A 19,694-nucleotide genomic window follows, 5' to 3' on the forward strand; every position below is an offset into this window, starting at 1 on the left:
TGCGCGCGGCGGCCGGCCACGCCATGACGCACGCCATGGCCGATCCCGCCACCGACCCGCTGCTGCGTATCGCCGCGGCCCTCGACCGCCTGTCGCCCCCGCCGCCGCCGGGCGCCGACCCCGCCGCGCACCCCGCGTATGTCTGGCGAGGCGACGTGCTGGTCGCCGCCCGCGCTTTCGCGCCGCTGCCGCCCGAATTGCTGGTCGGTATCGACAAGCAGAAGTCCGCGCTGATCGAGAATTTACGCCGCCTCGCGGCCGGCGCCGCGGCGCAGGACGTGCTGCTGTGGGGCGCGCGCGGCACCGGCAAGTCGGCGTTGGTGAAGGCCGCGGTCGGCGCGGTGCAGGCCGAGGGCGGCGGCATCGCGCTGGTCGAGGTCGCGGCGCTCGACACGCTGCCGCAACTCTTCGCCCGCCTCGCCAGCGTCCCCCGCGCCTTCGCGCTGTTCCTCGACGACCTCGGCGTCGAAGCGCCTGCGGAAGGCCGCATCCTGCGCTCGCTGCTCGAAGGCGGCGCAGAGGCGCGCCCGGCCAACGTCCGCCTGCTGGTGACCGCCAACCGCCGCCACCTGATGCCGCGTGACATCGAGGAGCAGAGCAGCGCGATCAACCCGCGCGACAGCATCGACGACCAGCTCGCGCTCGCCGACCGCTTCGGCCTCAGCCTCGGCTTCCACGCGCTCGACCAGGACGGCTATTGCGCGATCGTCGCCGGCTACGCCGCCCGTTACGACCTGCCCTTCGACGCGGCCGAGGCGATCAACTGGGCCACCCGCCGCGGCAGCCGCTCGGGCCGCGTGGCATGGCAATATGTCACCGAAGTCGCCGGCCGCCTGGGGCGGAGCCTGCCTTAATCCGAAGACCGACGCCCCTGCCCTTCGTCATCCCGGCGAACGCCGGGATCCACGGACACGGTGACGCAGGCGAGGGCACGCGACCCACAAGCCGCCCGCACCCATGGATCCCGGCCTCCGCCGGGATGACGAAAGAGGAGAGGCCGCCTTTCATAAAAACCGTCATTCCCGCGAAGGCGGGAATCCAGAACCGCTACCGCTGCGGCTCCTGCAACTGCGTCGGCGCGTCTGGGGCGCAGCCTGTATCGCCCTCTCCCTCTGGGAGAGGGAAGGGGCCCGCCGCGTTAGCGGTGGGAAGGGTGAGGGTGGGTGCGGAACGGTCACCGACTGCCACCAGCCGTCCCGCACCTACCCTCACCTGTCGCCGGCAGCGCGCTCACCCCATCCCCTCGACCTGCTCCGCCAGTTCCAGCCAGCGCATCTCCGCCGTGTCCTTCTCGGCCCGCGCCGCCTCGATCGCCGCGCTCAGTGCAGCGAAGCGCTTGGGATCGCGCGTGTAGAGCGCCGGGTCCGCCATCGCCGCCTCGTCGCGTGCGATCGCCGCATCCAGCGCCTCGATCCGCGCGGGGAGCTGGTCGTAATCGCGCTGGTCCTTGTAGCTGAGCTTCGTCTTCGCCTGCACCGGCGCGGCCGCGACCGGCTTGGGCGCGGCCTTCTTCGCCGCCGCCACCGGCGTCTTCCGCTGCCGCTCCCAATCCTCATATCCACCCGCGACCACGTCGACCGTCCCCGATCCGTCGAGCCCCAGCGTCACCGTCACTGTGCGGTCCAGGAAGTCGCGATCGTGGCTGACGATCAGCACCGTCCCCGCATAATCGGCGATCACCTCCTGCAACAGGTCGAGCGTTTCGAGGTCGAGGTCGTTGGTCGGCTCGTCGAGCACCAACAGGTTCGATTCACGCGCAAACTCGCGCGCCAGCAGCAGGCGCGACCGCTCGCCGCCCGACAGCGTCCCGACCTTTGCCTCCGCCAGCGACGGATCGAACAGGAACTCCTTCAGATAGCCGTGGATGTGCTTGCGCACGCCCAGCACGTCGATCCAGTCGCCACCGTCGGCCAGCACCTCGCGCACCGTCTTGGTCGGCGCCATCAGGCTGCGCTGCTGGTCGATGACGATGCCGTCCAGCGTCTTGGCAAGCTTCACCTCGCCCTCGTCTGGCGCCATCTCGCCGGTCAGCAGCTTCAGGAGCGTCGTCTTGCCCGCCCCATTGCGCCCGACGATGCCGATCCGGTCGCCGCGCGTGACTCGCAGGGTGAGGTCCTTGATGATCGCACGCTCACCGAAGCTTTTCGACGCATGCTTCACGTCGATCACGACCTTGGTCTTGCTGTCGTCCGCCGCCGTCGCGAGGTTCGCCGCCCCCTGCGGCCCGATCATCGCCGCGCGTTCGGCGCGCATCTCCTTCAGCTTCGCAAGCCGCCCCTGGTTGCGCCGCCGCCGCCCGGTGACGCCGCGCTGCAGCCAATGCTCCTCGATCTTCAGCTTGGCATCGAGCCGCTGCGCGTTGCGCTCTTCCTCGGCATAGACCTGCTCGGTCCATGCCTCGAACCCGCCGAAGCCGATTTCGGCGCGGCGGATCGACCCGCGATCCATCCACAAGGTCTGCCTGGTCAGGCGCGTCAGGAAGGTGCGGTCGTGGCTGATGACGACGAACGCGCCCTTGAACCGGCCCAGCCAGTCCTCCAGCCAGTCGATCGCGGCGATATCGAGGTGGTTGGTCGGCTCGTCGAGCAGCAGCACGTCGGGGTCCTGCGCCAGCGCGCGCACGATCGCCGCGCGCCGCCGCTCGCCACCCGACGCGGACGCCGCCTCTCGGCCAAGGTCGATACCCAATTGGTCGGCGATCGCCTCCGCCTCATGGGGCAGGGGCGCATCGTCCCCGCGAAGCACGTAGTCGGCCAGGGTGGCGCAGCCCGCCAGGCTCGGCTCCTGCTCCAGCAGCACCACGCGCGTGCCCGGTACGATCACGCGCCGCCCCTCGTCGGCGTCGATCGCGCCGGCGATCAGCTTCAGCAGCGTCGTCTTGCCCGCGCCGTTGCGCCCGATCAGCGCCAGCCGGTCGCGTGCGCCGATATGGATGTCGAGGTGGCGGAACAGCCAGCCGTGGCCCTGGATAACGCCAAGGTCTTCGTAAGCGAGAATGGGGGCAGCCATGATGCGCCCGCAGGTAGGCGGCGGCGCGTGTCCCGGCAAGCGTGGCGAGTGGCTGTGCCTGAATGGTATGCAACCGTGTCATTCACAGGGTGTTCAATGCCTCCCGCTTATGCAAGGCGTCATGAAGATGGTTCTGCCCGTGTTGCTCCTTGCCCTGGCCGCGCCGGTGCCCGCGTTCGCGCAGGCGCCTGACCAGCGTCGCAGCGACCAGGAACGCGCCTATGACGCCCGCCGCAAGGGCGAGATGCTGTCGCCGCGCGCGATCGAGGCGCGGGTGATCCCGACGATGAAGGGCTATGAATATCTGGGCTTCGACCTCGATTTCGGCAGCTCGGTTTACACGCTCAAGTTCATGCGCGATGGCGTCGTGGTATGGGTCGATGTCGATGGCCGCTCGGGCCAGATCATCGGCCGGACCGGAAGATAAAGAGGGACTGACATGCGCGTTCTGATCGTCGAGGACGAGCCGAATCTCGGGACACAGCTCAAGAACACGCTCGAAGGCGCGGGCTATGCCATCGATCTCGCCACCGATGGCGAAGAGGGGCATTTCCTCGGCTCCACCGAGAATTACGACGCGATCGTCCTCGACCTCGGCCTGCCCGAGATCGACGGCCTGACCGTGCTCGACCGCTGGCGCAAGGAAGGCAAGACGATGCCCGTTCTCGTCCTCACCGCGCGCGACAGCTGGTCGGACAAGGTGGCGGGGCTCGACGCCGGCGCCGACGATTACGTCGCCAAGCCGTTCCAGACCGAGGAACTGATCGCCCGCCTGCGCGCGCTGATCCGCCGCGCGTCGGGCAATGCGTCGAGCGAACTCACCGCCGGCGACGTCCGCCTCGACACCCGTTCGGGCAAGGTGACCAAGGCCGGCGAGCCGGTGAAGCTGACCGCGCAGGAATATAAGCTGCTCAGCTACCTGCTCCATCACAAGGGCAAGGTGGTCAGCCGCACCGAGCTGATCGAACATATCTACGATCAGGATTTCGACCGCGATTCGAACACGATCGAAGTGTTCGTGACGCGCATCCGCAAGAAGCTGGGCCAGGACGTCATCACCACGATCCGCGGTCTCGGCTACAGCCTCGAAGACCCCGACGCCTGACCGGCGCCGCTTACACCCCGTTCGTGCTGAGCCTGTCGAAGCACGGTGAGTCTCACTGCCCTTCGACAGGCTCAGGGCGAACGGTTTCGTGAAGACGTCTATGGACACCCCCCCGCTCGCCGAATCGCCGCCCAGCAAGCGGGCGAAGACCACCGGATCGCTGTCGCGCCGCATGATCCTGATCGCGGCCGCGTGGATCGGGCTGCTGCTCGTCGGCGGCGGCTTTGCGCTCGACCGCGTGCTGGTTTCCGCCGTCACGCGCAACTTCGACGACCAGCTGCAATATGTGCTGCGCTCGCTGCTCGCCTCGTCGGAGATCGGACCCGATGGCGAGGTGCTGTTCGGCCGCGACGCCGCGACCGATCCGCGATTTGTCGAGCCCTATTCAGGCCTGTACTGGCAGGTGTCTGCGCCAGGGGCGCGGGGCAGCAGCGACACGGTCTTCCCCTCGCGCTCGCTGTGGGATCGCCGACTGCAATTTGGCGCCACCCATGATGACCGCAACGTCCATATCTACGACAGCCGTCAGTTCCGTGATGAAAAGCTGCGGATCGTCGAGCGCGACGCGCAGCTGCCCGGCTCTCCGATCCATTGGCGCTTCCAGGTCGCACAAAGCCGTGCGGCGCTCGATGCGCAGATCACCGTGCTGCGGCGGACGTTGGTACGCAGCTTCGCGCTGCTCGGGCTGGGCCTCGTCGTGCTGGCGTGGCTCCAGACCTCCTACGGGCTGTGGCCGCTGCGCCGCGTGCGCGAAGAGATCGCGCGCATGCGTGCCGGCCAGTCGAACCGCATCGACACCGCCATGCCCGACGAGGTCGCGCCGATGGTCGAGGAGCTGAACGCGCTCATCGAACATAACGAACGCCAGGCCGAGGAGGCACGCCGCCACGCCGGCAACCTCGCCCATGCGCTGAAAACGCCGCTGACCGTCATCATGAACGCCGCGACCGCCCAGTCGGAAGACCTCGCCGACACGGTGATCCGCGAAGCACGGACGATGCGGCGCCAGGTCGACCACCATCTCGCCCGCGCCCGGGCGGTCGGCCGCCGCGGCTCCGCGCACAGCCGTGCCGACGTCTGGCCCAGCCTCGAATCGGTCGAGCGCGCGGTGGCACGGCTGTACCGCCACGTCCGCATCGACATCACCGGGCCCAAGGATCTGCAGGTCCATGTCGAACGGCAGGACCTCGACGAAATGCTCGGCAATTTGGTGGAGAATGCGGCGAAGTACGGCGGCGGCAGCGTCTTCGTGACGGTGACGGGGCAGGCGGGCTTCGTCGAACTGATGATCGAGGACGACGGCGTCGGCATCCCCGAGGAAGACCGCATCCGCATCTTCGACCGCGGCGTCCGCCTAGATACGGGCAAGCCCGGCACTGGGCTGGGCCTCGCGATCGTCCGCGACGTCGCCGAAATCTACGGCGGCACCGTCGCGCTGGAGGAAAGCGAGGACCTCGGCGGGTTGCTCGTACGGTTGCGCCTACCCGCCGCCAACTGAGGCACGGCACCGCCGCCCCAATCCCCCCGTCACCCCGGACTCGTTCCGGGGTCCACTCTGCGGCGAGGGGGGCGCTCGAGCCTCTTGCCTCCCCCCAGCGGCCCAGTGGACCTCGGAACAAGTCCGGGGTGACGGACAGAAGGGGAAAGGATTGCCGCCGCCACACCTCCACCGCTAACGCGCGCCATGCCCGCTTTCCGCCCGATCCTTGCCGGCGCCCAGTTCGGTGACCGCCTCCGCGCCGGCCTTGGCGCCGCCTGCGGCATCCTGTTCACCGGCCTGATCGCCGCGCTCGCCACCCACGCGGGCATTTCGCCCCTGCTCGTCGCCCCGATCGGCGCGAGCGCGGTGCTCGTGTTCGCAGTTCCCGCCAGCCCCCTCGCGCAGCCCTGGTCGGTGATCGGCGGCAACAGCGTTTCGGGCCTATGGGCGCTGCTGGTGGTCGCGCTCGTACCGCACGCGGCGCTCGCGGCCGCAATCGCGGTCGGCGGCGCGATCGTCGTCATGTCGCTGGCGCGCTGCCTGCATCCGCCCGGCGGCGCGGTGGCCTTAAGCGTCGTGCTGCTGACCGCCGCCCACACGCCGGCCAGCCTGTGGTTTCCGCTATCGCCGGTCGCGCTCGATTCGGCGCTGCTTGTCCTCGCGGGCCTCGCCTTCCACCGCATATCCGGCCACGCCTATCCGCACCGGGTCGCGCCGGTGCCAGCGTCCCCCTTCACCGATGGCGACATCGACGCGGCACTCGCCGAGATGCACGAGACGTTCGACATCGCGCGCGAAGACCTCGACGCGCTGCTCGCCCGCGCCGCGCATCATGCGCGCGTCAGGCAGGCACCGCCAGCCCGCTCAACACCTCGGCGGTGATCGCGAGGCTCCGCTTGCGCGCCTCGTGGTCGTAGATCGCGCTCGCCACCATCACCTCGTCGACACCGGTCCGCTCAAGGAACGCCGCGGTCTGGCGCGCCACCGTCTCGGGCGATCCCACCGCCGAACATTGCAGCACATGGTCGAGGATCCCCGATCCCTGCGGCCCCAGTGAGGCGCGATAGCCCGCGACCGGCGGCGGCAGCTGGCGCGGATTGCCGGTGCGCAACGCGACGAACGACTGTTGCTGCGAACTCGCCAGCAGTTCGGCCTCTTCGTCGGTGTCGGCCGCGAAGACGTTGAACCCCGCCATCGCATACGGCCGATCGAGCTGCGCCGACGGGCGGAAATCGCGCCGATAGATCGCCAGCGCCGCATCCAGCGCGTCGGGCGCGAAGTGCGAGGCGAAGGCATAGGGCAGCCCCAACGCCGCCGCGAGCTGTGCCCCGAAGGTGCTCGACCCCAAAATCCACAACGGCACGTTCGCGCCCGCGCCGGGTGTCGCCGCGATTCCCGTGCGCCCGTCGTCCGCAAAATAGCTCTGCAATTCCATCACGTCGCGCGGGAAGGCATTGGGGTCGCTGTCCAGCGTCCGCCGCATCGCCTGCGCGACGCGCTGGTCCGATCCCGGCGCGCGGCCGAGACCCAGGTCGATTCGCCCCGGGAACAGCGCGTCGAGCGTCCCGAACTGTTCGGCGATGATCAGCGGCGCATGGTTGGGCAGCATGATCCCACCCGCACCGACGCGGATCGTCTTCGTCGCGGCGGCGACATGGCCGATCACCACCGCGGTCGCCGCGCTGGCGATGCCGCGCATGCCATGATGCTCCGCCACCCAATAGCGCTGGAAGCCCAGCGTCTCGGCGTGGCGCGCCAGGTCGGCGGCACGGCTGAGCGATTGCGAGACGGTGCCGCCTTCGACGACGGGCACCAGATCGAGCAGGGAAAAGCGTGTCATGCCACGAATATGGTTATGCGAGTGATCGCTCGCAATCATAGAGTGGCTTGTCCCGCCCCAAGCCAAAGCACGCCGCCCTTGCTTGTGCAGGGCCGCCGCCCCGCCTAGACGCGCGGCGATGCTGCCCGCGCTCGCCCATATCGACACCTGGATCTTCGATCTGGACAACACGCTCTATCCGGCGCGCGCGAACCTGTTCGCGCAGATCGACCAGCGGATGACCGATTATGTCGCGCGCCTGCTCGAGCTGCCGTGGGACGAGGCGCGCCGGCTCCAGAAGGACTATTTCCACCGCCACGGCACGACGCTGACCGGGCTGATGGCGGAACACCACGTCGATCCGCACGACTTCCTCGCCGACGTTCATGCGATCGAGATGGACGTGCTGGAGGCCGACGCCCCGCTCGCCGCCGCGATCGCGCAACTGCCGGGCCGCAAGCTCGTCTTCACCAACGGCGACAAGCCCTATGCGCTGCGCGTCCTCGACCGCCTGGGCCTCGGCGACGCGTTCGAGGCGGTGCACGACATTCACGCGATGGACCTCGTGCCCAAGCCGCACGCCTCGGCCTATGCCGGCCTCTGCGCCGCCTTCGCGATCGATCCCACCCGCGCGATCTTCTTCGAAGACATGGCGCGCAACCTCACGCCCGCCAAGGCGATCGGCATGACCACGGTCTGGATCGACAACGGCTCCGAACAGGGGCCGGAGGACGCGCGCGACCATATCGATTTCACCGTCCACGACCTCGCGCCGTGGCTGCAACATGTCATGGAGGCATCATGAGCCAGGATCTTCAGCCCATCATCGATTCCGCGTGGGAGGCCCGCGCCGATCTGGGCTTCGGCACGATGGGCGAGGTCCGCAATGCGGTCGACAGCGCCCTCGCACTGCTCGACGCGGGCAAAGCGCGCGTCGCCGAACCGGACGGCAATGGCGGCTGGCGCGTCAATCAGTGGCTCAAGAAGGCGGTGCTGCTCTCGTTCCGCCTCAACGACAACAGCTTGATCGATAACGGCCCCGGCGCCGGCCATTGGTTCGACAAGGTGCCGAGCAAGTTCTCGGGCTGGAGCGAGGCGGAATTCCGCGCCGCCGGCTTCCGGGCCGTCCCCGGCAGCGTCGTGCGCCGCGGCGCCTATGTCGCCCCCGGTGCGATCCTGATGCCGAGCTTCGTCAACATCGGCGCCTATGTCGGCGAAGGCACGATGGTCGACACCTGGGCGACCGTCGGCAGCTGCGCGCAGATCGGCAAGAACGTCCACCTGTCGGGTGGCGCCGGCATCGGCGGCGTGCTCGAACCGCTTCAGGCCGACCCCGTCATCATCGGCGACGGCGCCTTCATCGGCGCCCGCGCCGAAGTTGCCGAGGGCGTCCGCGTCGGCGAAGGCGCGGTACTGTCGATGGGCGTCTATCTCGGCGCCTCGACCAAGATCGTCGACCGCGAGACGGGCGAAGTCTTCAAGGGCGAAGTGCCGCCCTATGCGGTCGTCGTCCCCGGCTCGATGGGCGGCGGTGACGGGAAACCGTCCCTCTACTGCGCCGTCATCGTCAAGCGCGTCGACGCCCAGACGCGCAGCAAGACCAGCATCAACGACCTGTTGCGCGACTGAGTTTCCACCCAACCCCCATCGTCACCCCGGCTCAAGGCCGGGGTGACGATGGTTCCGAGTGCCGCGGTTCCGAATGACCGGGCGCACCGCCACCCCCCGGTCGAATCAGCGTTGTACCCCGCCCCGCCAGCGTCTATCAGGCCCGTTATACACGTTAAACGGAAGGCTCCCATGTCCGACGCCAGCACGCTCCTCGACCGGGTTCTCGTCCTCGAAATGGTGCGTGTCACCGAAGCGGCGGCCATCGCCGCCTCGACGCTGACCGGGCGCGGCGACGAAAAGGCGGCGGATGCCGCGGCGGTCGAGGCGATGCGCGCCGCGCTCAACGAACTCGACATCGACGGCACCGTCGTGATCGGCGAGGGCGAGCGTGACGAGGCGCCGATGCTGTTCATCGGGGAAAAGGTCGGCAGCGGCAACGGCCCGGCGATCGATATCGCGCTCGATCCGCTGGAAGGCACGACGATCTGCGCCAAAGCCGGTCCGAACAGTCTCGCGGTGCTCGCCATCGCCGAAGCGGGCGGCCTGCTCAACGCGCCCGACGTGTACATGGATAAGATCGCAGTCGGCCCGGGCCTGCCCGCCGGCGTCATCGACCTCGACAAGACGCCGACCGAGAATATCAAGGCGATCGCCGCGGCCAAGGGCGTCGCCCCCAATGAGATCATCGCCTGCGTCCTCGACCGCCCGCGCCACGAAGCGCTGATCGCCGAGCTGCGGTCCTTGGGCGTCGGCGTGATGCTGATCGGCGACGGCGACGTCGCGGGCGTCATCGCCACCGCCGATCCCGACACGACCATCGACGTCTACATGGGCTCGGGCGGCGCGCCGGAAGGCGTCCTCGCCTGCGCCGCGCTGCGCTGCGTCGGGGGCCAATTCAAGGGCCGGCTGCTGTTCCGCAACGACGACGAACGCGCCCGCGCCCGCAAATGGGGCATCGCCGACCTCGACAAGCAGTACGACCTCGAGGAACTGGCCAAGGGCGACTGCATCTTCGCCGCGACCGGCGTCACCGACGGTTCGCTGCTCGAAGGCGTCAAGCGCCGCAAGGGCAAGATGACCACCGAAAGCGTCGTCATGCGCGCCTCCACCGGCACCGTCCGCTGGGTCAAGGGCGAGCACCGCACGGCATAAAAGGGCAGGGGGGAGGGACCCGTCTCCCTCCTCCGTTCGCCCTGAGCCTGTCGAAGGGCCGATCGCCCCGCGCACCGCCCATGCGTGTGGACAGCCGCCCTTCGACAGGCTCAGGGCGAACGGCGCGCCTGGGGACGGCTCCCCGCGCAGAGGCGCAGAGGACGCAGAGCCGATATCGCGCGACAGCGCGCCCGCACCCTCCAAGACAATAGCGAGCAACGCCGCCGCACCCGCGCCCCCTCCGCGTCCTCCGCGCCTCTGCGCGCACCCCTCTTCTTCTTCGCGTCTTCGCGGCTTCGCGTGAGCCGAACCCCCGCTCACCCCCCGTTCACCCGCCCGCCGCTAACCACCCGTCGCATGCTCGCCAGCGTCCGTCGTTTGCCCGTGACCCCGCCGCCCGGCCCGCCTATGATCGCTCGCGTGCCTGCCCTGAAGCGCCTCGTCATCGCCGCCGCCGCCAGCGTGCTGCTGGCCGCCCAGCCGGCCTATGCCCAGTCGATCCTGCGCGATGCCGAGACGGAGGCGATGTTCGCCGACATGTCCACGCCGCTGGTCAAGGCGGCGGGCCTGTCGCCGCGCGACGTCAAGGTCGTCCTGATCAACGACGATTCGATCAACGCCTTCGTCGCGGGCGGCCAGACCGTCTACGTCCATTCGGGCCTGCTCCAGGCGGCGACCAGCGCCAATCAGGTGCAGGGCGTCATCGCGCACGAACTCGGGCATATCGCCGACGGGCACGTCGTCCTCGCCGATGCCGGCATCAAGCCCGCGATGCACATCACGCTTCTGTCGATGGTCCTCGGCCTCGCCGCCGTCGCGGCTGGCGCGGGCGAGGCGGGGGCGGGGCTGATGGCGCTCGGCCAGCAGGCCGGCATGGGCAAGTACCTCTCGTTCAGCCGGACGCAGGAATCCTCCGCCGACGCCGCCGGCGCGCGCTTCCTCAACACCGCCGGGATCACGGGGAAGGGGATGCTCACCTTCTTCAAGACGTTGCAGCAGCAGGAATATCGGTACGGCGTCGAGAATATCGATCCGTTCATGCAGACCCACCCGCTGTCGGGCGAGCGCATCGCCAATCTGACCGCCGTGCTCACTGCCGCGCCGTCGTGGAACACGCCGTCCGATCCGGCGCTCGAGGAACGCTTCCGCCGCGTCAAGGCGAAGCTCGAAGGCTATGTCATGCCGCCCGAGCGGACGCTGCGCGACTTCCCCGACACCGACACCAGCATCTATGCGCATTACGCGCGCGCCTATGCCTATCATAAGGCCGGCTATCCCGACAAAGCCGACGCGGAATCGCTGGCGCTGATCAAGGCCAAGCCCGACGACCCTTATTTCCAGGAAATCCGCGGCCAGATCCTGCTCGAAGCCGGCAAGCCCGCCGACGCCATCGCGCCCCTGCGCGCCGCGACCGAAGGGTCACGCAACAACCCGCTGATCGCCACCACCTTCGGCCACGCGCTGATCGCGACGGAAGACAAGACGCATTATCCCGAGGCGATCCGCGTGCTGCGCGTCGCCACGGGCCGCGACGATCAGAACCCCTTCGCCTGGTATCAGCTCGGCACCGCCTACGAACTGACCGGCGACACCGCGCGCGCCGCGCTCGCCACCGCGGAGCGCGCCAGCATGGACGGCGACATGCGCACCGCCGCGCAAAGCGCGCGTTACGCGCTCGCCAATATTCCGAAGAACACGCCCGACTGGATTCGGGCGCAGGACATCGCCATGGCCGCGCAGAACGACATGGACGACAACCCCAAGAAATATAAGAAGAGATGACCCGATACACTTTCCCGCTGATCGCGGCTCTTGGTGCCGTGATCGGCGCCGGCGCCGTCTGGAGCTACGATCGCTTCGCCTCGCCGGGCGGCCCCGACCAGGCGCGGATCGAGCGCGTCGTCCACGATTACGTGCTCAGCCATCCCGAGATTATCCCGCAGGCGATGCAGAAGCTGCAGGACCAGCAATCGGGCCAGGCCGTTGCCGCCAACCGCCGCGACATCGAAACCCCGTTCGGCAGCGCCTGGGCGGGCAATCCCAAGGGCGACGTCACGCTGGTCGAATATTTCGACTATAATTGCGGCTATTGCCGCGCCTCGCTGCCGATGATCGCCGACCTCATCAAGCGCGACCCCAAGCTGCGTGTCGTCTATCGCGACCTGCCCATCCTGTCCGACGAAAGCCGCGTCGCCGCCCGCGCCAGCCTGCTCGCCGCGCAGCAGGGCAAGTTCCAGGCCTTCCACGACGCGCTCTACGCCGGCGGGCCGGTCAGCGACGCCTCGATCCAAGCGGCAGCGACGAAGGCGGGCGTCAGCCTGTCGGGCCTGCAAAGCCCCGTCATCACCGCCGAAATCGCCAAGAACATGCAGACCGCGGTCAAGCTCGGCATGAACGGCACCCCCAGCTGGGTGGTCGGCGACCGCATCCTGTCCGGCGCCCTGCCGATCGAGGAAATCGAAAAGGCGATCCAGGCGGCACGGGCGCGGTAGGCGGACCGGCCGTCGCATTAGCACTTTGTCAAAGTCCGGAATGCTAGTCCTGTCGAAAGGACATTTCATGACGGTCTTCAAGCGTTTGCATTTCGACCGGTCGCTATCCCGGCGGTTCTCGGCACCGCGAACGATCCTGCTGGCGACGCTCGCGATCGTTCTCGCGCAGCTGACCGCCTACGCCCTGATCCACGCCAGCCGCGAACAGCGGACCCGGTTCGACACGCATGCCGCGGCGCTCGCCGATCTGTCGCGTGCTTTGTCCAACGCCGAGGATGCGCTCCACAACGTCGCGGGCGTCCGCCACGACGGCAAGGCGATCGCGCAATTCTACACCTCGCTGCGCGACGTCGAAACGATCGTGCCGCGCCTGCGCATCGATCAGCGCAGCTATGCGCTCGATCCGGGCATCCACGGCGAAATCCAGACGCTGGTGCAGGGGTGGCGCCGCACCGTCGCCGCCTATGAAACGCACGATGACGCGCGCGCCGTCGGCATCCTCACGCTGCCCGCCGCCGAACGGGCGATGGAGGAAGTGCAGGCATCGGTCGGGCGGGCGATCGATCGCAGCCGGGCGGATGCCGCGGCCGCATCGCAGCGCATCTGGATGATCTTCAACCTGTTGTTCTGGTTCCAGATCGCGTCGGTGATCCTGCTCGCGCTGGCGATCGGCCGGTCCTACCGCCGCGTGATCGCCGAATCGCGCGGCCGCCTGGATGCGATGACCAGCGAAGCGGCAACCCGGCGTCGGCTGGAGCTGCTGTTCGGCATGCACGACATGCTGCAGGCGGCGGAGGATCATCGCGACGCGAACCTGATCCTGTCGGCGACCGCGTCGCAGCTCGCGCCGAGCGTGCTAGGCGCGCTGTACGTCTTCAACAATTCGGGCGACCGGCTGCATTTGTCCACCCAATGGGGCGATGCGCGCGCCGACCAGCTGTTGCCGATGACGATCACGCCCAACGAATGCTGGGCGCTGAAGCGGGGAAAGCCGCACGTCAACGGCGATGGCGACCAGTCGCTGCGCTGCATGCATGCGCACCACGGCGCGTCGGCCTCGATCGAAGTGCCGATGATCGCGCGCGGCAACATCCTCGGCATGCTGGTGATGGTCGCCCCGGAAGGCGAATCCGCCGACACCGGCGAACTGCGCCTCGTCGCCACCGCGCTCGCCGATGGCATGTCGCTCGCGCTGTCGAACATCGCGCTGCGCGAACGCCTGCGTACCCAGGCGCTGCGCGACGGGCTGACCGGCCTCTACAATCGCCGCTACATGGAGGACGCGCTCGAACGGCTGTTCGACGGAAACGGCCCCGCCGCGCCCGCTTCGTCGATCATCATGATCGATCTCGATCACTTCAAGAGCATCAACGACGAACACGGGCACGCCGTCGGCGACAATATCTTGCGCGACGTCGGCCCGCTGCTGCTGGTCGGGCTGCGCAAGACCGACGTCGCCTGTCGCTATGGCGGCGAGGAACTCGTCGTCGTCCTGCCCAATTGCGATCACGACCACGCCGTCGCCCGTGCCGAGGTGATCCGCAGCCGCATCGCCGAGCTGTCGAGCGCCTATAATTTCCCGATTTCGGCATCGCTCGGCGTCGCCACGTCGGAACGGCACGGCCGCACGATCCCGGCGCTCATGGCCGCCGCCGACGCCGCGCTCTACGATGCCAAATCCGCGGGTCGCAACCGGGTGATGAGCGCCGACCGCGCCCGCGACGCGATGGCGGACATCCCCCTCGCAGCGGAATGACGAACGGGCGCCGATCGCAGACGGATCGGTGCCCCCCTTTTTCCAGCCGCTTGAGCACCCTATCTCCCGCCCCGCAAAGGGGGCGCAACGATGCCGGAACCGATCCTCGCCGTGTCCGGCGTGTCCAAGACCTATAAGGGCGGCTTCACCGCACTCCACAGCGTCGACCTGACGATCAACAAGGGCGAAATCTTCGCGCTGCTCGGCCCCAACGGCGCCGGCAAGACGACGCTGATCAGCATCATCTGCGGCATCGTCACGCCGTCGACCGGCACGATCCACGTCGCCGGGCATGACGCCATTGCCGACTACAAGGCCGCGCGCCGCCGCATCGGTCTCGTGCCGCAGGAACTGTCGGTCGACATGTTCGAAACCGTGCTCGCCACCGTCACCTTCTCGCGGCGGCTGTTCGGCCGGTCGGGCCACAGCGCTTATATCGAACAGATTCTCCGCGACCTGTCGCTGTGGGACAAGCGCGATGCCAAGATCATGGAGCTATCGGGCGGCATGAAGCGCCGCGTGCTGATCGCCAAGGCGCTGGCGCACGAACCCGAAATCCTGTTCCTCGACGAACCCACCGCCGGCGTCGACGTCGCGCTGCGCCGCGACATGTGGAAGCTGGTGCACGGCCTGCGCGAACGCGGCGTCACCATCATCCTGACGACGCATTACATCGAAGAGGCCGAGGAAATGGCCGACCGCGTCGGCGTCATCAACAAGGGGCAGCTGCTGCTGGTCGACGAGAAATCGGCGCTGATGAAGAAGCTCGGCAAGCGCGAACTCGACCTCGCTCTGGTCGAACCGCTGTCGGCGGTGCCCGACGGCCTCGACCGCTGGCACCTCAGCCTCGAAAACGACGGCAAGACGCTGCGTTACGTCTTCGACGCGACCGAGGAACATACCGGCATCCCCTCGCTGCTGCGCGAACTCTCCGCACGCGACATCGCGTTCAAGGACCTCGAAACCTCGAAATCGAGCCTCGAGGACATCTTCGTCGACCTGGTGGGCGAGCGGGCATGAGCGCGCAAAACACCGTCGTCGGCGCGACTTTTGTGACTTTCCGAAAGGCGGGCCGCGCATGAATCTCCACGGCGTCTGGGCGATCTATCGCTTCGAAATGGCCCGCGCATTGCGTACGCTCTGGCAGAGCCTCGTCGCGCCGGTGCTCACCACCAGCCTCTATTTCATCGTCTTCGGCGGCGCGATCGGCAGCCGGATGCAGACGGTGGACGGCGTCGGCTACGGCAGCTTCATCGTGCCGGGGCTCATCATGCTCAGCCTGCTCACGCAGAGCGTCGGCAATGCCTCGATCGGCATCTATTTCCCCAAATTCACCGGCACGATCTTCGAACTGCTCTCCGCCCCCGTCTCGGCGATGGAGATGGTGCTGGGCTATGTCGGCGCGGCGGCGACCAAATCGGTGGTGCTGGGCGTCATCATCCTCGTCACCTCGGCCTTCTTCGTGCCGATCCGCGTCGATCATCCCGCCGCGGTGGTGGCGTTCCTATTGCTCACCGCGATCGCGTTCAGCCTGTTCGGCTTCATCCTCGGCATCTGGGCGAAGAGCTTCGAACAACTGAACTTCGTGCCAATGCTGCTGATCACCCCGCTGACCTTCCTCGGCGGCAGCTTCTATTCGATCGACATGCTACCCCAGCCCTGGCGGACGGTCAGCCTGTTCAACCCGGTCGTCTATCTGGTCAGCGGCTTCCGCTGGAGCTTCTTCGGCAAGGGCGACGTCGACATCGGGCTCAGCCTCGGTGTCACATTGGGCTTCCTGATCGCCTGCCTCGCCATCATCGCCTGGATCTTCAAAAGCGGCTGGCGCCTGAAGAACTGACCCCGTCATCCCGGGCTTGACCCGGGGTCCCGCTTCTTCCGCGGCGTCGGGATCAGCGGGACCCCGGCTCGTCGGCCGGGGTGACGGAGTGGGACGTCAATCCGCCGCCCGCACCCGCGACGCCACCCACGGCCGCAGCACCAGCGCGTTGAGGTCGACCAGCGCATGCACCGCGATCGCCACCCACAGGCTGCCGGTCCCCAGGTACAGCGCCGCGAGCAGCGCGCCGCCAATCAGGTTCGCCGCCATCCCCGCCCAGCCCTGATAGCGGTGCATGGCGGCAAAGGCGGCGGTGCCCACGCCCATCCCGACCGCGCCCGACCCGCAGGCCAGCGTCACGATCAGCGGCAACCACAGGCGGAAGAACAGCTCCTCCGTCACCCCCGCCGATATCGCCAGCACCGCCGCCGGCCACAGATCGCCGTCGCGCCGCGGCAGCAGCGCGCTGGCATCGCCGATCGTCCAGGGTCCGCGCCCGCGCCGCGCCCGCCACCACGTCAGCGCCAGCCCCAGCGCGCTACCGCCCGCCAGCCCCAGCGCGATCGTCGTCGCCGAAATAGCCCCCGGCGGCAGGCCGAGAGTCTGCGCCAGCGGCAGGAAGGCAAGCGGCATGCCGCCGATCGCCCCCAATCCCCCGATCGCCGCCAGCCCCAGCAATGCCGGCAGGCCGTACCCCAGCCACAGCCCCGACGCCCAGCGCAGGTGCCGCGCGGCAAAGCCGATCCGCCACCCCGCCATCAGCTGCCCGCGCCACAGGATCAGCGCCTGATAGCCCAATGTCAGGACGAGGAGGATCGCGACCAGCATTGCCGCCGCCTATCGGTTCGTGCCCCTTCGCACCAGTCCGCCCGCCCACAGGCTGGCAAGCGCGGCCAAAGCCGTGTAGATGCGCGCTCCAGTCTATGGCGTCCGATCCCCCCCGCACCAGCCGATTCACCGCCTCCCGCGACGCCGGCGGCGTGCGTGGCCTCGTCAGCCGCGCCTGGGGCCGCTGGTGGGTGAAGGGGCTTGCCATCCTCGCCGTGCTGGCGGTCGCCGGATACGGTGTGCTGTGGGTGACGGTGCTGCGGCAATTGCCCTCGGTCGACCAGCTGCGCAGCTACGAACCGCCATTGCCCACCAACGTCCGCGGCGCCGACGGCGCGCCGATCCAGTCCTACGCCCGCGAACGCCGCGTCGAGCTGAGCTACGCCGAATATCCGCCGCTGCTCGTCCGCGCCTTCCTGGCGGCAGAGGACAAGACCTTCTTCGAACATCACGGCGTCGACTATCCGGGGCTCGGCGGCGCGGTGATCGATTACGTGCGCAAGTTCGGCACCGGCCGCCGCGCCAAGGGCGGATCGACCATCACCCAACAGGTCGCCAAGAATCTGCTGATCGGCAACGAATATTCGCCTACCCGCAAGTTCAAGGAAGCGATCCTCGCCTATAAGATCGAGGACACGCTCACCAAGCCGCAGATCCTGGAACTGTACCTCAACCAGATCGCGCTCGGCCGGAACGCCTTCGGCGTCGAGGCGGCGAGCCACGCCTATTTCGACAAGGAGCTGAACGAGCTCGACCTCGCGCAGCTCGCCTATCTCGCCATCCTGCCCAAGGGCCCGTCGAACTACGATCCTGTCCGCCACGCCGATCGTGCGCTCGCGCGCCGCAATTACGTGCTGGGCGAGATGCTGAAGAACGGCTTCATCACGCAGGCCCAGCACGACCAGGCGGTATCCGAACCACTCGGCACCATCCTGCGCCGCACGCCGAAATACGAACGCGTCGGCGGCTATTTCGTCGAAGAGGTCCGCCGCCAGCTGATCGACAAGTTCGGCGAGACCGAGCGCGACGGACCGTTCAGCGTCTATGCCGGCGGCCTGTGGGTGCGCACCAGCCTCGATACGCGCTTGCAGGACCTGGCCGCGCAGGCGCTGCGCGACGGCCTGCTCCGCTACGATTCGGGGCGCGGCTGGTCCGGCCCGCTGCGCCATGTCGACCTCGACGATGCGGACGGCTGGCTGCAGCCTTTGCTCAACACCAACATCGGCCTCGACTATAAGGACTGGCGCGCCGCGATCGTGATCGCGCGCGACGGTGACGCGTGGCAGATCGGCTTCGCCGACGGCAAGACCGGCACGCTGTCGCGCAGCGCGGCGCAGATGCCCGTCCGGGGCAAGGGCGGCACCGCCTTCGCCGCGCTGAAGGCCGGCGACATCATCGCCGTCGCGCCGCAAGGTAGCGGCTACGCCATCCGCTCGGTGCCGAAGATCAGCGGCGGCTTCGTCGTCGAAGAACCGCAGACCGGCCGCGTGCTCGCGATGCAGGGCGGGTTCGACAGCCGCTTGCAGGCGTTCAACCGCGCGACGCAGGCGATGCGCCAGCCCGGATCGACCATCAAGCCGATCGTCTATTCCGCCGCGCTCGAAAACGGCATGACGCCCGCCAGCATCATCGTCGACGGCCCGTTCTGCGTCTACCAGGGCGCGCGGCTGGGCCAGAAGTGCTTCCGCAACTTCGGCAATTCGCGCGGGGCGGGGCCGCACACGATGCGCTGGGGCATCGAACAGTCGCGCAACCTGATGACCGTCCGCGCCGCCGCGACCACCGGCATGCCGCGCGTCGTCGACGTGATGAAGCGGATGGGCGTCGGCGATTACCAGCCCTATCTCGCCAATGCGCTGGGCGCGGGCGTCACCACCGTCAGCCGCATGGTCAACGCCTATGCGACGCTCATCAACCAGGGCCGCGCGCATGCGCCGACGCTGATCGACTTCGTGCAGGATCGCCACGGCAAGGTCATCTGGCCGGAGAATTGGCGCGGCTGCGACGGCTGCAACGCGCCCGACTACAATGGCAAGCCGATGCCGCGCCCCGGCGACCGCACGCGCCAGGCGATCGACCCGCTCACCGCCTATCAGATGGTCCACATCACCGAAGGCGTCATCCAGCGCGGCACCGCCGTCGTGCTGCGCGATCTCGACCGGCCGATGATGGGCAAGACCGGCACGACGACCGGGCCGACCGACGTCTGGTTCGTTGGCGGCACGCCGCAGTTCATCGGCGGTCTCTACGTCGGCTACGACACGCCCTCGAACCTCGGCGGCTATGCGCAGGGTGGCACCTTCGCCGCGCCGATCTTCAAGGAATTCGCGGTCAAGGCCTATGAGGGGCTCGACAAGATCCCCTTCCGCGCCCCCGCCGGCATCCGCATGGTCCGCATCGATCGCGCCACCGGCCGCCCGGTCTACGGCACCTTCCCGACCGACACCGATCCCAAGGCGGCGGTGATCTGGGAAGCGTTCAAGCCGCAGAGCGAGCCGCGCCGCGCGATCCATCGCGGGCCCACCCCCGCCGCCACCGCCACCGCCGCCGCCCCGCAACGCGCCACCAACACGCAGCGCGACAGCGATTTCTTGCAAAGGGAAGGCGGAATCTACTAGCGAAC

At 68.4% G+C, this 19,694-nt stretch carries 17 protein-coding genes; 14 read left to right on the plus strand and 3 right to left on the minus strand.

The annotated features are described in order from the left end of the window. Window positions 1–35: 35 nt before the first annotated feature. Window positions 36–854, plus strand: a complete 819-nt coding sequence (locus ACP7A3_RS07665; protein ID WP_043060301.1) for a DUF815 domain-containing protein — start codon at window positions 36–38, stop codon at window positions 852–854. Between the two features lie 376 nt (window positions 855–1,230). Here ACP7A3_RS07665 and ACP7A3_RS07670 read toward each other — a convergent pair whose 3' ends face one another. Next, window positions 1,231–3,009 (minus strand): ABC-F family ATP-binding cassette domain-containing protein, encoded by a 1,779-nt coding sequence (locus ACP7A3_RS07670; protein ID WP_426256223.1) that lies wholly within the window; start codon window positions 3,007–3,009, stop codon window positions 1,231–1,233. A gap of 121 nt (window positions 3,010–3,130) precedes the next feature. Between ACP7A3_RS07670 and ACP7A3_RS07675 the strand changes: the two genes are divergently transcribed. The 4 genes from ACP7A3_RS07675 (at window position 3,131) to ACP7A3_RS07690 (ending at window position 6,476) form a co-directional block, all read left to right on the plus strand. Then, window positions 3,131–3,436, plus strand: coding sequence for a hypothetical protein (locus tag ACP7A3_RS07675; protein ID WP_286165152.1), 306 nt, complete (start codon window positions 3,131–3,133; stop codon window positions 3,434–3,436). 12 nt (window positions 3,437–3,448) lie between these two features. Beyond that, window positions 3,449–4,114 (plus strand): response regulator transcription factor, encoded by a 666-nt coding sequence (locus tag ACP7A3_RS07680; protein WP_017977544.1) that lies wholly within the window; start codon window positions 3,449–3,451, stop codon window positions 4,112–4,114. A gap of 100 nt (window positions 4,115–4,214) precedes the next feature. Next, a complete protein-coding gene (locus ACP7A3_RS07685) occupies window positions 4,215–5,612 on the plus strand; it encodes a sensor histidine kinase (protein WP_063687545.1) in 1,398 nt (465 codons plus the stop codon). 186 nt (window positions 5,613–5,798) lie between these two features. After that, the gene (locus ACP7A3_RS07690; RefSeq protein ID WP_426256222.1) at window positions 5,799–6,476 is read left to right on the plus strand and encodes an HPP family protein; all 678 of its coding nucleotides are present in this window, start codon (window positions 5,799–5,801) and stop codon (window positions 6,474–6,476) included. On the opposite strand, the gene ACP7A3_RS07695 is transcribed toward ACP7A3_RS07690, so the two are convergent. Then, window positions 6,436–7,434: an LLM class flavin-dependent oxidoreductase gene (locus ACP7A3_RS07695; protein WP_043059885.1), complete on the minus strand. Its 999-nt coding sequence runs from the start codon at window positions 7,432–7,434 to the stop codon at window positions 6,436–6,438. The genes ACP7A3_RS07690 and ACP7A3_RS07695 overlap by 41 nt on opposite strands. Before the next feature lie 118 nt (window positions 7,435–7,552). On the opposite strand from ACP7A3_RS07695, the gene ACP7A3_RS07700 reads away from it, so the two are divergent. From ACP7A3_RS07700 to ACP7A3_RS07735, 8 genes are all read left to right on the plus strand, one after another. Beyond that, on the plus strand, window positions 7,553–8,218 hold the full coding sequence (locus tag ACP7A3_RS07700; protein WP_017977548.1) for a pyrimidine 5'-nucleotidase: 666 nt from the start codon (window positions 7,553–7,555) through the stop codon (window positions 8,216–8,218). Continuing rightward, window positions 8,215–9,042, plus strand: coding sequence for a 2,3,4,5-tetrahydropyridine-2,6-dicarboxylate N-succinyltransferase (gene dapD / locus ACP7A3_RS07705; RefSeq protein WP_426256221.1), 828 nt, complete (start codon window positions 8,215–8,217; stop codon window positions 9,040–9,042). Before ACP7A3_RS07700 ends, dapD begins: the two co-directional genes overlap by 4 nt. Window positions 9,043–9,213: 171 nt before the next feature. After that, a complete protein-coding gene (gene glpX / locus ACP7A3_RS07710) occupies window positions 9,214–10,176 on the plus strand; it encodes a class II fructose-bisphosphatase (RefSeq protein WP_294313400.1) in 963 nt (320 codons plus the stop codon). Between the two features lie 408 nt (window positions 10,177–10,584). Continuing rightward, the gene (locus ACP7A3_RS07715; RefSeq protein WP_426256220.1) at window positions 10,585–11,958 is read left to right on the plus strand and encodes a M48 family metalloprotease; all 1,374 of its coding nucleotides are present in this window, start codon (window positions 10,585–10,587) and stop codon (window positions 11,956–11,958) included. Further along, the gene (locus ACP7A3_RS07720) at window positions 11,955–12,668 is read left to right on the plus strand and encodes a DsbA family protein (RefSeq protein WP_426256219.1); all 714 of its coding nucleotides are present in this window, start codon (window positions 11,955–11,957) and stop codon (window positions 12,666–12,668) included. Before ACP7A3_RS07715 ends, ACP7A3_RS07720 begins: the two co-directional genes overlap by 4 nt. 67 nt (window positions 12,669–12,735) lie before the next feature. Beyond that, complete coding sequence (locus ACP7A3_RS07725) at window positions 12,736–14,424, plus strand: sensor domain-containing diguanylate cyclase (RefSeq protein WP_426256218.1); 1,689 nt, start codon at window positions 12,736–12,738, stop codon at window positions 14,422–14,424. Between the two features lie 90 nt (window positions 14,425–14,514). Further along, window positions 14,515–15,444, plus strand: coding sequence for an ABC transporter ATP-binding protein (locus tag ACP7A3_RS07730; protein WP_063687559.1), 930 nt, complete (start codon window positions 14,515–14,517; stop codon window positions 15,442–15,444). A gap of 58 nt (window positions 15,445–15,502) precedes the next feature. Beyond that, the gene (locus ACP7A3_RS07735) at window positions 15,503–16,264 is read left to right on the plus strand and encodes an ABC transporter permease (protein ID WP_426256217.1); all 762 of its coding nucleotides are present in this window, start codon (window positions 15,503–15,505) and stop codon (window positions 16,262–16,264) included. Between the two features lie 96 nt (window positions 16,265–16,360). Here ACP7A3_RS07735 and ACP7A3_RS07740 read toward each other — a convergent pair whose 3' ends face one another. Continuing rightward, entirely contained in the window at window positions 16,361–17,071 is a 711-nt protein-coding gene (locus tag ACP7A3_RS07740; RefSeq protein WP_426256216.1) for a CPBP family intramembrane glutamic endopeptidase, read from the minus strand. Between the two features lie 95 nt (window positions 17,072–17,166). Between ACP7A3_RS07740 and ACP7A3_RS07745 the strand changes: the two genes are divergently transcribed. Further along, complete coding sequence (locus ACP7A3_RS07745; RefSeq protein WP_426256215.1) at window positions 17,167–19,689, plus strand: penicillin-binding protein 1A; 2,523 nt, start codon at window positions 17,167–17,169, stop codon at window positions 19,687–19,689. Window positions 19,690–19,694: the final 5 nt, after the last annotated feature.

Origin of the sequence: Sphingomonas sp. DC5200-1 (assembly GCF_049897245.1) — a bacterium.
GTDB lineage: Bacteria > Pseudomonadota > Alphaproteobacteria > Sphingomonadales > Sphingomonadaceae > Sphingomonas > Sphingomonas aquatilis.